The sequence below is a fragment of the Streptacidiphilus sp. MAP12-20 genome (genome assembly GCF_041262525.1).
Lineage (GTDB): Bacteria > Actinomycetota > Actinomycetes > Streptomycetales > Streptomycetaceae > Streptacidiphilus.
The window spans coordinates 179,712-192,426 of record NZ_JBGCCK010000013.1; the positions used below are offsets into that span (position 1 = coordinate 179,712).

The 12,715-nt window shown below is 70.1% G+C and carries 12 protein-coding genes; 7 read left to right on the forward strand and 5 right to left on the reverse strand.

The genetic code is table 11. From position 1 onward, the window contains the following. Positions 1–82 precede the first annotated feature (82 nt). Positions 83–1,912 (reverse strand): acyl-CoA dehydrogenase, encoded by a 1,830-nt coding sequence (locus ABIA32_RS19715; RefSeq protein WP_370096907.1) that lies wholly within the window; start codon positions 1,910–1,912, stop codon positions 83–85. Positions 1,913–2,047: 135 nt separating this feature from the next. Between ABIA32_RS19715 and ABIA32_RS19720 the strand changes: the two genes are divergently transcribed. The 3 genes from ABIA32_RS19720 to ABIA32_RS19730 all read left to right on the forward strand — a co-directional run bounded on the left by ABIA32_RS19720 (position 2,048) and on the right by ABIA32_RS19730 (position 4,462). Then, on the forward strand, positions 2,048–2,473 hold the full coding sequence (locus ABIA32_RS19720; protein ID WP_370096909.1) for an SseB family protein: 426 nt from the start codon (positions 2,048–2,050) through the stop codon (positions 2,471–2,473). 117 nt (positions 2,474–2,590) lie between these two features. Continuing rightward, positions 2,591–3,550, forward strand: a complete 960-nt coding sequence (locus ABIA32_RS19725) for a pirin family protein (protein WP_370096911.1) — start codon at positions 2,591–2,593, stop codon at positions 3,548–3,550. 180 nt (positions 3,551–3,730) lie between these two features. Then, on the forward strand, positions 3,731–4,462 hold the full coding sequence (locus ABIA32_RS19730; RefSeq protein WP_370096913.1) for a hypothetical protein: 732 nt from the start codon (positions 3,731–3,733) through the stop codon (positions 4,460–4,462). A 12-nt stretch (positions 4,463–4,474) separates the two neighbouring features. Here the strand turns inward: ABIA32_RS19730 and ABIA32_RS19735 are convergent, their stop codons facing one another. Beyond that, entirely contained in the window at positions 4,475–4,858 is a 384-nt protein-coding gene (locus tag ABIA32_RS19735) for a hypothetical protein (protein WP_370096915.1), read from the reverse strand. A gap of 311 nt (positions 4,859–5,169) precedes the next feature. On the opposite strand from ABIA32_RS19735, the gene ABIA32_RS19740 reads away from it, so the two are divergent. Next, complete coding sequence (locus ABIA32_RS19740) at positions 5,170–5,643, forward strand: hypothetical protein (protein WP_370096917.1); 474 nt, start codon at positions 5,170–5,172, stop codon at positions 5,641–5,643. 12 nt (positions 5,644–5,655) lie between these two features. Here the strand turns inward: ABIA32_RS19740 and ABIA32_RS19745 are convergent, their stop codons facing one another. Both ABIA32_RS19745 and ABIA32_RS19750 read right to left on the reverse strand, forming a co-directional pair. Next, positions 5,656–6,477 (reverse strand): protein phosphatase 2C domain-containing protein, encoded by an 822-nt coding sequence (locus ABIA32_RS19745; RefSeq protein ID WP_370096919.1) that lies wholly within the window; start codon positions 6,475–6,477, stop codon positions 5,656–5,658. A 52-nt stretch (positions 6,478–6,529) separates the two neighbouring features. Continuing rightward, the gene (locus tag ABIA32_RS19750) at positions 6,530–7,588 is read right to left on the reverse strand and encodes a P1 family peptidase (protein WP_370096921.1); all 1,059 of its coding nucleotides are present in this window, start codon (positions 7,586–7,588) and stop codon (positions 6,530–6,532) included. A 99-nt stretch (positions 7,589–7,687) separates the two neighbouring features. Between ABIA32_RS19750 and ABIA32_RS19755 the strand changes: the two genes are divergently transcribed. Further along, positions 7,688–8,095: a VOC family protein gene (locus tag ABIA32_RS19755; RefSeq protein ID WP_370096923.1), complete on the forward strand. Its 408-nt coding sequence runs from the start codon at positions 7,688–7,690 to the stop codon at positions 8,093–8,095. Positions 8,096–8,109: 14 nt separating this feature from the next. Further along, the gene (locus ABIA32_RS19760; protein ID WP_370096925.1) at positions 8,110–8,502 is read left to right on the forward strand and encodes an ArsR/SmtB family transcription factor; all 393 of its coding nucleotides are present in this window, start codon (positions 8,110–8,112) and stop codon (positions 8,500–8,502) included. A gap of 47 nt (positions 8,503–8,549) precedes the next feature. Here ABIA32_RS19760 and ABIA32_RS19765 read toward each other — a convergent pair whose 3' ends face one another. Further along, positions 8,550–10,535, reverse strand: a complete 1,986-nt coding sequence (locus ABIA32_RS19765) for an APC family permease (RefSeq protein ID WP_370097003.1) — start codon at positions 10,533–10,535, stop codon at positions 8,550–8,552. Between the two features lie 260 nt (positions 10,536–10,795). Here ABIA32_RS19765 and ABIA32_RS19770 point away from each other — a divergent pair, with 260 nt between their 5' ends. Then, positions 10,796–12,649: an APC family permease gene (locus tag ABIA32_RS19770; protein ID WP_370096927.1), complete on the forward strand. Its 1,854-nt coding sequence runs from the start codon at positions 10,796–10,798 to the stop codon at positions 12,647–12,649. Positions 12,650–12,715 lie beyond the last annotated feature (66 nt).

Genomic DNA, 12,715 nt, shown 5'->3' on the forward strand with positions numbered 1-12,715 from the left:
CAGTCCTGCTCAGTCGCGCTCGGTCCTGCTCAGCGCCGCTCAGTGGTGCTCGGTCAGCTCGCCGAGTGGAGCAGCGCGCCGATCAGAACGCCTCCTCCGGGAGGTCCATGATCGCGTTGTCGATGCCCTCGGCGATCAGACGCTGCGTGTGGACGCCCGGCAGGACGTTGCGGGTGAAGAAGCGAGCCGCCGCGATCTTGCCCTGGTAGAACGGCACGTCCTTCTCGGACGCCCCGGCCGCCAGCTTGGCCTGGGCCACCGACGCGGCGCGCATCAGCAGCCAGCCGATGACGACGTCGCCGGAGGCGAGCAGCAGGCGAGTGGTGTTCTGGCCGACCTTGTACATGTTGCGCAGGTCCTGCTCGACCGAGCCGAGCTGGGCCAGCATCGCGCCGACGATGGCCTCCAGGTCACCGGCCGCGGCGGCCAGCAGGTCGCGCTCGGCAGCCAGCTCCTCGCCGCCGACGCCACCGGCGATCGACTTGAGGATCTGCTCCGAGAGGGAGGTCAGCGCCTGGCCCTGGTCCTTGACGATCTTCCGGAAGAAGAAGTCCTGGCCCTGGATGGCGGTGGTGCCCTCGTACAGAGTGTCGATCTTCGCGTCCCGGATGTACTGCTCGATCGGGTACTCCTGCAGGTAGCCGGAGCCACCGAAGGTCTGCAGGGACTGGGCCAGCTGCTCGTACGACTTCTCCGAGCCGTAGCCCTTGACGATCGGCAGCAGCAGGTCGTTCAGGCGCTCGGGCGCGGAGGCGTCCTCGCCGCGGGCCTTGGCCAGCTGGATCTCGTCCTGCACGGAGGCCGTGTACAGGACCAGGGCGCGCATGCCCTCGGCGTAGGCCTTCTGCGTCAGCAGCGAGCGGCGCACGTCGGGGTGGTGCGTGATGGTGACGCGCGGCGCGGACTTGTCCAGGAACTCGGCCAGGTCCGGGCCCTGCACGCGCTCCTTGGCGTACTCCAGCGCGTTCAGGTAGCCGGTGGAGAGGGTGGCGATGGCCTTCGTGCCGACCATCATCCGGGCGAACTCGATGATGCGGAACATCTGGCGGATGCCGTCGTGCTTCTCGCCCAGCAGCCAGCCCTTGGCCGGGTGCTTCGCGCCGAAGGTCATCTCGCAGGTGTTGGAGGCCTTCAGGCCCATCTTGTGCTCGACGTTGGTGGCGTAGGCGCCATTGCGCTCGCCCAGCTCGCCGGTCTCCCAGTCGAAGTCGTACTTCGGCACGATGAAGAGGGAGAGGCCCTTGGTGCCGGGGCCGTGGCCCTCGGGGCGGGCCAGCACCAGGTGGATGATGTTCTCGGACATGTCGTGCTCGCCCGAGGTGATGAAGCGCTTGACGCCCTCGATGTGCCAGGAACCGTCGGCCTGCTGCACGGCCTTGGTGCGGCCGGCGCCCACGTCGGAGCCGGCGTCGGGCTCGGTCAGCACCATGGTGGCGCCCCAGCCCTTGTCGACCATCAGCTGGGCGACCTTGTGCTGCTCCTCGGTGCCCTCCTCCTCGACGACACCGGCGAAGGCCGGACCGGAGGAGTACATCCAGATCGCCGGGTTGGCGCCCAGCACCATCTCGGCGTAGGCCCAGATCAGCGAGCTCGGGGTGGGCGTGCCACCGATCGCCTCCGGGATGCCGAGGCGCCACCACTCGGCGTCCATGAAGGCCTCGTAGCTCTTCTTGAACGTCGCGGGTATGGGCGCGGTGTTGGTCTCCGGGTCGAAGACCGGCGGGTTGCGGTCGGCGTCCGTGAAGGAGTCCGCGAGCTCGTTCTCAGCCAGGCGGGAGATCTCACTCAGGATGGACTTGGCCGTCTCGACGTCCATGTCCGCGAACGGCCCGGTGCCGTAGACCTCGTCGCGGCCGAGCACCTCGAAGAGGTTGAACTCCAGGTCGCGGAGGTTGGACTTGTAGTGACCCATAGTCGTTAACCCTCAACTCGATCGACGAGATCTAGCGATCTACCAGCAAGTAGCCACCATGATGCTACCCAAGGGTAACTTAGATCAACCCCTCCGGGATCTGTCGTGCGTCACATCTGTCGCTAGCCTTGACCCGTGTACGGCTATGAACAGCCCCAGCAGGGGCCGAACCCGGGCTACCAGCAGCCCTACCCGGAACCCACGCCGCCCTCGCTGGCGGACGCGATCCGGGCCTTCACCTCGGGTGCGATGACGGTCGAGGACTTCCAGTCCGTCTTCATCACCTCCAAGGTCTACTGCCCGCGCGGCGAGCGCCCCGGCTTCCTGGCCCTGCACAACACCCCGCAGCCGGTGATCCCGATGTTCAGCTCGCTCAAGGAACTGCGGCGCTACGCGGGCAAGGACTCCAAGTACTTCACAGTGAGCGGGGCGGAGGTGCTCGACCTGCTGCCCACCGGCTACGGCTTCGCGATGGACATGGAGGGTGAGCACCGGATGGTCTTCGACGCGAAGTCCGTCGAACAGATGGTCGATTTCACGATGCGGCGGATGTACGGATAGGGAGGGCGAGCAGGGGTCCACGCAGGGGGCGGGAATTAGTTGACGCTTCAACTTGCTTCAAGGTTCAACGTTCAACTACCTTGGACGTGTCGAGACGCAAGAGGCGAGGAGGCAGCCATGCCCGCTGTGACCGTGGAGAACCCGTTGGTTCTGCCGCGCGTGGAGACGCCCGACCCGGCGGCGACGACCGCGCGCCCGGTGCTGGGCGTCGTCACCGCTCCTGAGGGCTTCGAGGGCGAGGGATTCCCGGTCCGCCGGGCCTTCGCGAAGATCAATACGAAGTTCCTCGACCCGTTCATCATGATGGACCAGATGGGCGAGGTGGAATACGGAGCCGGAGAGCCCAAGGGCACGCCGTGGCACCCGCACCGCGGCTTCGAGACCGTCACCTACCTGATCGACGGCGAGTTCGTGCACCAGGACTCCACCGGCGGCGGCGGATATCTCGCCGGCGGCGACACCCAGTGGATGACGGCGGGCTCCGGAATCCTGCACATCGAGACCCCGCCGGAGTCGCTCGTCGTGACCGGCGGCCTCTTCCACGGCATCCAACTGTGGGTGAATCTGCCCGCCTCGGACAAGATGATCGAGCCGAAGTACCAGGACATCCACGGCGGCGAGGTCAAGCTGCTGACGACGCCGGACGGCGGCGCGGTGCTGCGCCTGATCGCCGGTGACCTCGGCGGCCACGACGGACCCGGCTCGACCTTCACCCCGATCACGCTGATCCACGCCACGATCAGCCCCGGCGCGAGGATCACGCTGCCCTGGCGCTCGGACTTCAACGCGCTGGCCTACGTGCTCAACGGCGAAGGCACCGTCGGCGAGGAGAACCGCCCGATCCACATGGGCCAGGCGGCGGTCTTCGGCGACGGCGACAGCATCGCGCTGCAGGCGTCGGCGATGCAGGAGTCGCGTTCGCCGAACCTCGACGTGATCATTCTGGGCGGCCTGCCGATCCGTGAGCCGGTCGCGCATTACGGGCCGTTCGTGATGAACAGTCATCAGGAACTGCAGCAGGCGATCGAAGATTTCAACGCCGGACGATTCGGACAGATCCCCCCGACTACGGCATAACCCAACTCCGCGAGCCCCGTTCACGAATTAAGTGGACGGGGCTCGCGTATGTCTGTCATACGTATGGACTAACGTTCAGTCCATTCAAAGCCTTCGCGCTGTGCGGGGCATCTGCAACGCCCCGCCCGCGACCGCAATTTCTGGCGTGTTCACGCACGCTTGTTCTGGGGGTTTTCCTTAGTGAAGCTTCGTATCTCTGCGGCCACCGCCCTGGCCGCTGCCGCCGCCGTCCTCGCCGTAGGCGCGGCCCCGGCGATCGCGGCCACCCCGGCCGTGGCCAAGCCGACCTCGCTGACGCTCAACGCGAGCACCACCTGGGCCAAGTACGGCCAGTGGGTCACGCTCACCGCCCACCTGGGCAAGACGGCCGCCAACCGCACCGTCGAGATCGACGTCAACGCCTGGGGCGGCGGCGCCTGGGTCGCCAAGAAGGCCAACGTCGACCGCTACGGCAACCTGACCGCCTACGCGAAGATGACGCGGAACAGCACCTTCACCGCGAAGTTCGCCGGTGACAGCAAGGACGCCGCTGCGTCGACCAAGCGCACGGTCTACTCCGCGGCCGGCGTGGCCAGCTGGATGGTCGGGTACTACGGGGTCAGCAACGGCTACCATCTGTACCACTTCAACACCCTGGCCAACGAGACGGGCAAGCCGATCGTCCGAGGCTTCGTCGCGCCGAACAAGGGCGGCCAGTCGGTCGGCAGCACCTGGCAGGTCTACTACCGGGGCGCCTGGTACACGGTCAGCAACCAGGGCTTCCAGCTCAGCCAGTACAGCACCCTCGGCGTCTGGTTCTCGGACGACTCGCGGCTGAACTACCTGCCGGAGCGCTTCTCCTTCAACTACGGCGGTGACGGCTACAACACCGGCGCCTTCTCCGGCTGGCAGTACTTCAAGGTCACCAGCTGACCTGAACCGCGCTCAACGCACCCGTGCGCAGGCCGGGTCGGTGGCTTCGGCCTCGCGGACCCGGCGGACGAGCTCGGCCGGGCCGCGCTGGTCCATCAGACGCATCGCGTCGGGCCAGCCACCCAGATCGAAACGGTCGACGAACCGTGCCGCCCCGTCGGTGAGCGCCGCGAACGCGCGGAGCTCACCGAGCGGGGCGGTGCCCGTTTCGGCGTACTCCGCCGCGCGGGGCAGAGCCGCCGCGACCCACGGCCCATGGCCGGTATTGCGGGCGGCGCGCACGGCCAGCGCATAGCGCATGTGCAGAGAGGCCCGCTCGGGGCTGCCGTGAGCGGACGCGTGGACCTGCCGGCGCAGCCCGTCGCCCGCGGGGACGGGCTGGTTGTCGCCGATCACGGCGTAGTTGCCGCCACAGTCCAGCCATCGTTGGACTTTGACGCACCATCACTCGCTATTCGGCTTGTCCGCAACATGTCCCGAAAGCTGCGGAACTCCCCCACCGACGCGGCCGCCAACATCGCGTGGCCGATGGCGCGGGTGACCGCATCGGCAAATGAGGTGGACGGGGCTCTCGCACGTCTGTCATACCTATGTACTAACGTTCACCATATTCACAGCTTTCGCGCTGTGCTGGGCGACTGCAGCGCCCTGCCCGCGACGCTGATTTCCGGCGTGTTCACGCACGCTTGTTCTGGGGGTTTTCTTTCGTGAAGCTTCGTACCACTGCGGCCACCGCTCTGGCCGCTGCCGCCGCCGTCCTCGCGATGGGCGCGGCCCCGGCCACGGCGGCCACTACCACGGCGTCCACCGCCGCCGGCGCCCACGTGCGCAGCGCCGCCGTCGTGAAGGAGTGGCTGGCGGGGGGCTACGCCACCGTCAACGGCGTGCGCCTCTACCACCACAGCAACCTCACCGACCAGTACCACAACCCCGACCTCAAGGGCTACGTGCTGCCGAGCAAGCCCAACAAGGCGGTGCAGATCTACTGGCAGGGCCTGCACAACGGCCACTGGACCAACATCTGGGCCGGCGCCACGCCCACCCAGGCGAATGGCATGTTCGGCATCCACTTCTTCCGCCTGCCCGAGTACGTCAAGTTCCGCGTCGCGGCCGTCTACGCGGGCGACGCGAGCAACAGCCGCTCCGCCCTGCACTGGCAGTACTTCGAGGTCACCCGCTGACCTGAGCCGCGCTCAACGCACCCGCGCGTAGAGGGCCGTGGCGTCGTCACGCGCCTTGCCGCGGGGCCAGCGCGCGCACGCCGGGTCGGTGGCTTCGGCCTCGCGGACCCGGCGGACGAGCTCGGCCGGGCCGCGCTGGTCCATCAGACGCATCGCGTCGGGCCAGCCACCCAGATCGAAACGGTCGACGAACCGTGCCGCCCCGTCGGTGAGCGCCGCGAACGCGCGGAGCTCACCGAGCGGGGCGGTGCCCGTTTCGGCGTACTCCGCCGCGCGGGGCAGAGCGGCCGCGACCCACGGCCCATGGCCGGTATTCCGGGCGGCGCGCACGGCCAGCGCGTAGCGCATGTGCAGGGAGGCCCGCTCGGGGCTGCCGTGGGCGGACGCGTGGACCTGCCGACGCAGCCCGTCGCCCGCGGGGAAGGGCTGGTTGTCACCGATCACGGCGTAGTTGCCGTCACGGTCCAGCACCAGTTGCGAGTCCCCGAGGACCAGGTACTGGAGCGAGGGTCCGTGGCTGCGGGCCGCGACGACCATCGCGGCAGGGGTGTTGGGGTGCGCGAGATCGCAGCGCGCGCCGTGCAGGGACGCCGTCTCCGCGATGGCGTCGCTCAGGCACTGAGCCATCGTCCGGTCCGGCCGGTCCGTGAGCCGGGCCAGCAGGTGTACACCGAGGCGGCGGACGAACCAGGCCGTGCCGTGCTCGCAGCCGTTCTCCATCGCCGTCGGCGAACTGCAGCCGTCCAGCAGCACGAAGGCGTCCCCCGAGGACGCCACGAAATCCTCGTTGGGCCGGTCGGCCCGTTGCGGTTCCCCCGCTATCTCCACACGCATGCTTGCCAGTGTGCGGCGCTGCGGCAGGTAATGGCAGGACTTTGACGCACCATCACCCGCTATTCGGCTGGTTCGCACACATGTCCCGAAAGCTGCGGAACTCCCCCACCGACGCGGCCGCCAGCATCGCGTGGCCGATGGCGCGGGTGACCACGTCGGCGGCGGCCGCGAAGATCTCGTTGAGCGCGCCCGCTTCGACGTGGACGGCGAAGGCCGGATCGCCCTCCGGCACCGGGAGCGGGCGCACGCAGGAGGCGAGGGCGAACACGGTGTCGCCGTCGGAGAGCAGGTGCACCGGGCGCAGCGCGCGGGCCAGGCCGTCGTGGGCGGTCCCGGCGAGCTTGTGGGCCTGGGCCTTGGTGAGCGTGACGTCGGTCGCGACGACGGCGAGCGTGGTGTTGAGCGAGGCCGCGTCCGGTGTCCGACCCTGCGGTGGCATGGCGAGGTCGGGGAACTCCCCCGGCTCGCCGTAGCGGGCGGCGTAGAGCCGGCCCGTCGCCGGGTCCACCGCAGAGCCGACCGCGTTGACCGCGACCAGCGCGCCGATGGTCACCCCCGAGGGCAGCCTGACCGAGGCCGTCCCGATACCGCCCTTGAGCCCGCCGGCCACGGCCCCTGTCCCCGCGCCGACGTTGCCCTGCGCGACGGGCCCGCCCACCGCCGCCGCCTCCACCGCCTCCACCGCCGCGCGGCCGAGCGCCGCGTCCGGGCGGGCGCGCCAGTCGCCGCCGCGGCCGAGGTCGAAGAGCGCGGCGGCCGGGACGACCGGCACGACCTGCCCCGGTTCCGGTCCGACCCGGAAGCCGCGGCCCTGCTCCTCCAGCCAGCCGACGACGCCGCCCGCCGCGTCCAGGCCGAAGGCGCTACCGCCGGTCAGCACGACGGCGTCGACGCGCTGTACGAGGTTGCGCGGGTCCAGTGCGTCGGTCTCCCGCGTCCCCGGCCCACCGCCGCGGACGTCCACCGCCGCCACCGCGCCGCCTTCGGGGGCCAGCACCACGCTGACGCCGGTTAGCCAGCCGTCCCCGGTCCGCTGGGCGTGCCCGACGCGGAAGCCGGGGACGTCGGTCAGCGCGTTGGAGAGCGCGTTGGAGAGTTGTTCACCTGTCACGACGTCAGTCTCCCATCCGTGTACGACCCAAGATCGCCACATGTTTCACGTGAAGCATTCGGCGATCTTCGTCCCGGTCCCCGGCCTAGCCTTGATCCCATGGAGCTGACGCAGATACGCCTGCTGGTCACCGACTTCCCCGCCGTCTACCGCTTCTACCGCGATGTGCTGGGGCTCACCCCGCAGTTCGAGGCCGAGCAGGGCCCCTACGCGAAGCTGAGCCCGCCGCAGGGCGGGGCCGCGATCGCGCTGCAGCGACGCGAGCAGGTCGCCGCACTGCTGCCGGACGCCGCGGAGCTGCCCGGGGACGGCGTCCGCGCGCTGATCGCGCTGCGCGTGGACGACCTGGACGCCGCCTGCGCGGAGCTGACCCGGCGTGGCGGCACGATCGCACAGGGCCCGGCGCCGATGGGCGACCGGCTCCGGGTGGCCTATCTGCGCGACCCCGAGGGCAACGTCGTCGAGCTCCAGGAGTGGCGCGCGCTGAGCCGACCCGAGTCCGCCTGAGTACGATGAAAACCATGGTCCATGGAGCCGCCGCCCCCGCTTCCGCGCTGGGCGCGCACGACGCGCACGCGGTGCCCGCCGCGGTGCCCGCCGCGCCCCCCGCCGCGGCGCTGGACGCCGCCGAGGCCGAGCGGGTGGCGAGCACGTTGCAGGCCCTGGCGACCCCGTCCCGGCTGCGCATCCTCTCCCGGCTGCGGCAGGGCCCCTGCACGCCGAAGGAGCTGGCGGCCGACGTCCAGATGGAGCAGTCCTCCTGCTCCCACCAGCTCCGGCTGCTGCGCAACCTCGGCCTGGTCGCCCGCGAGCGGCAGGGCCGCTCCGTCGTCTACGCCCTCTACGACGACCACGTCTCGGCCCTGCTCGACCAGGCCGTCTACCACGTCGCCCACCTGCGCCTCGGCGACTGACCACCGCCCACGCAGAGCTGGTGCCGCGCCCGCCACGAGGGCTGGGCTCAGAGCGCCACCGGAGGCCTCGGCTGCTCGCGGTTGACGGTCGGCTCGCCCCGGCGGACCGAACCCGGCGCGCGGCGGCTCGGGCCGCCCGCCTGCTTGGACGAGGCCAGCTGCCACGGCACGCTGATCACCATCACCCCCGGCATGAACAGCAGCCGGCTCTTGAGCCAGAGCGCCGACTGGTTGTGCAGCGGCTGCTCCCACCAGTGGCCGACCACGTACTCGGGGATGAAGACCGCCACCGCGTCGCGCGGGGAGTCCTTGCGCAGCCCGCGCACGTAGGCGACGACCGGCTTGGTGATCTCCCGATAGGGCGAGTCGAGGACCTTGAGCGGGACGTTGATGTCGTACTCCCGCCAGGCCTGCTCCAGCTCGGTCGCCTCGCCGCGCTCGACGGAGACGGTGACCGCCTCCAGGGTGTCCGGACGCAGCGCCTCGGCGTAGCCGAGGGCCCGCAGCGTCGCCTTGTGCAGCTTGGAGACCAGCACCACGCCGTGGACCCGCGCCGGGCGGGCACGCTCCATGCTCGGGTCCTCGACCTCCAACTCCTCCGAGACGGCGTCGTAGTGGCGGTGGATCGCGCGCATGTTGAGGTAGAGGAAGATCGCCGCGACCACGGCCAGCCAGGCGCCCTGGGTGAACTTGGTCGCCAGCACGATCACCAGGACCAGTCCGGTGGTGACCGCGCCGAAGGAGTTGATGACCCGTGAGCGCTGCGCCGCGCCACGCACCTTCGGGTCCTGCTCGGTACTCAGCAGCCGGTTCCAGTGCCGGACCATGCCGATCTGCGAGAGCGTGAAGGAGGTGAAGACACCGAGGATGTAGAGGTGGATCAGGCTGGTGACGTCCGCCTTGTAGGCGATCATCAGCGCGACGTTGACCAGCGCCAGCGCGAGGATGCCATTGGAGAAGGCGAGCCGGTCGCCGCGGGTGTGCAGCTGACGCGGCAGGTAGCGGTCATGGGCCAGGATCGAGGAGAGCAGCGGGAAGCCGTTGAAGGCGGTGTTCGCGGCCAGGATCAGGACCAGGGCGGTGACGGCCTGGATGTAGTAGAAGAGCACGCTGTGGTCACCGCCGAAGATCGCCGCCGCCAACTGCGCGATGACGGTCTGCTGCGGCGCGCTGGCGCAGTCGGGGAAGCCGACCAGCTGGCAGCCGTCCTGGGTGATATGGATCTTCGAGGTCAGCGCCAGGACGGTGATGCCGGAGAACATCACCACGGCGGTGATGCCCATGACCGACATGGTCTGCGCGGCGTTGCGCGACTTCGGCTTGCGGAAGGCGGGCACGCCGTTGGAGATCGCCTCGACGCCGGTCAGCGCGGTACAGCCGGAGGCGAAGGCGCGCAGGGCCAGCATGAGCAGGGCGAAGCCGGTGAGGGTGTTCTTGTGGTCAATCGGCGTGATCGGGTACTGCGCGCTGGAGGAGACCGGCGAGTGGCCGAAGGCCATCTTGATGAAGCCGGTCACCACCATCAGCACGATGCCCGCGATGAAGAGATAGGTCGGCGCGGCGAAGGCCTTGCCCGACTCGCGCACCCCGCGCAGATTCACCGCCGCCAGCAGCGCGACGAAGACCACGGCCATCAGCACCCGGTAGTGCACCAGCCCGTTGAAGGCGGAGATGATGTTGTCCACGCCGGAGGCGACGGAGACCGCGACCGTCATCACGTAGTCGACGAGCAGCGAGGCCGCGACGACGAGGCCGGCCTTGGCGCCCAGGTTGCGCGAGACGACCTCGTAGGAACCGCCGCCGCTGGGGTAGGCGTAGACGACCTGGCGGTAGGACATCACCACGACGGCCATCAGCACCACGACGGCGAGGCCGATCCACGGCGTCAGGTAGAGGAAGGCCGTGCCGCCGATGGTCAGTACCAGCAGGATCTCCTGGGTCGCGTAGGCGACGGAGGAGAGCGGGTCGGAGGCGAAGATCGGCAGGGCCACGCGCTTGGGCAGCAGGGTCTCGCCGAGCTCTTCGCTGCGCATGGCCCGGCCGATGACCAGTCGCTTCAAGGCCTGAGGGAGGTTCACCACGAACCGAGATTAGGTGACTACGGACATTTCATTTGATTTCGGCGCGCCGCCGCCCCTCGGCGTCAAGATCGCGTATGGGCGGCCCCGGCCCGCGTTACGGGAGCGTCAGGATGGCCGCCGACCGGTGCGGGCCGGGCTCAGCATGGGGACCGATCAGAGGCGTTCCACTGTGGGCGTTCACCAGCACACGCACCGCCGCCCAGGGAGGGGCCATGTCGGCAAGCGCCGCCACCACCGAGTCCGCACCGCCCCCGATACCGGAGGGCGGTGACCCGGCCGAGAGGCACCGGCTCTCCGCTCTCGGCGGGCTCGCCGCCCTCTCCCTCGACGCGATGGCCTCCGTCGCGTACGGGCCCGAGGCCATCGTGCTGGTGCTGGCCACGGCCGGCGCGCACGGGCTCGGCTTCACGCTGCCGGTGACGCTGGCCATCGCCGCGCTGCTGGCCGTGCTGACCTTCTCCTACCGCCAGGTCATCGCCGCCTTCCCGGACGGCGGCGGTTCCTACGCCGTCGCCAAGGCCCACCTCGGCCGCCGTACCGCGCTGGTCGCCGCCGCCTCGCTGGTCATCGACTACGTGCTGAACGTCGCCGTCTCGGTCACGGCCGGGGTGGCCGCGCTGACCTCGGCGTTCCCCGGCCTCTACGGGGACCGGGTGTGGATCTGCCTGGGCGTGCTGCTGCTGGTCACCGCGATCAATCTGCGCGGGATCGCGGAGTCGGCGCGGGCCTTCATGATCCCCACCGCGGTCTTCGTGGTCTCGATCCTGGCGGTGATCGTCGTCGGCCTGCTGCGGGCCCACCCGGCGGACCTGCTCGCCGCCGGGCACGCGTCCGTGGTCGCGTCGAACGCGACCTCGGTCGGGGTCCTGCTGCTGCTCCGCGCCTTCGCGTCCGGCTGCTCGGCGCTGACCGGCGTCGAGGCGATCGCCAACGCCGTGCCCTCCTTCCGCGTGCCGCGCGTCAAGCGGGCCCAGCACACCGAGATCGCGCTGGGCGCACTGCTCGGCGTGATGCTGATCGGGCTGGCCGTGCTGATCGGCCGCTTCCATCTGCAGCCGGTGGCGGACGTGACCGTGCTCGCCCAGCTCACCGACGCCGCGTTCGGGCACGGCTTCGGCTTCTACGTGGTCCAGTTCGCCACCATGCTGCTGCTGGCGCTGGCGGCGAACACCTCCTTCGGCGGGCTCCCGGTGCTGCTGCGCCTGCTGGCGCGCGACCACTACCTGCCGCATGTCTTCGCGCTCCGCGCCGACCACCAGGTCTACCGGCACGGCGTGCTGGCACTGGCGGGCGCGTCGGCGGTGCTGCTGGTGGCCTCGGGCGGTGACGTGAACAGCCTGGTGCCGCTCTTCGCGATCGGCGTCTTCGTCGGCTTCACCATCTGCCAGGTGGGCATGGTTCGGCACTGGTGGCTCAGCCGCTGCGCGGGCTGGCGCGGCAAGGCGCTGCTGAACGGCTTCGGCGCACTGCTGACCGCGGCCGCGACCGTCGTGGAGACGCTGACCAAATTCACCGAGGGCGCCTGGGTGGTCGTAGTGCTGCTCCCCCTGCTCGTGCTGCTCTTCGCGGCGGTGCGCCGCGGCTACGGCCGCATCGGCGAGAAGCTCGAGCTCGGCGTCGTCCCGGCGGCCCCGGACCGGCGGCACTCGCTGGTCGTGGTGCCCGTCGGCACGCTGTCCCGGCTGACCAGGGAGGCGTTGTCGGCGGCGATCTCGCTGGGCGACGAGGTGATGGCCGTGACGGTGGTGCCGGACGAGTCCGACGCGGAGGAACGCGAGGCGGCGGAAGCGCTGCGCCGCGACTGGGAACTGTGGCAGCCGGGCGTCCCGCTGGTCGAGATCCACTCCGCCCGCCGCGAGTTGGCCCGCCCGCTGGTCGCCCACCTGCGCACGCTGCGCGCCGAACACGCCTACGACCGGATCACGGTCCTGGTGCCGGAGGTCGAGCCGGAGCACTGGTGGACCTGGCCCCTGCACAACCAGCGCGGCGCGCTGATCTCCCGCGCGGTGCGGCGCGGCACGGACGCGACGGTCTGCCGGCTGCGCCTGCGGCTCGCGGACGCGTGAAGCGGGGCGCGACAAGAAGGCGTATGGATGCGGACCCGTCGCGTATGGAACGCGTCAAGACCTCTC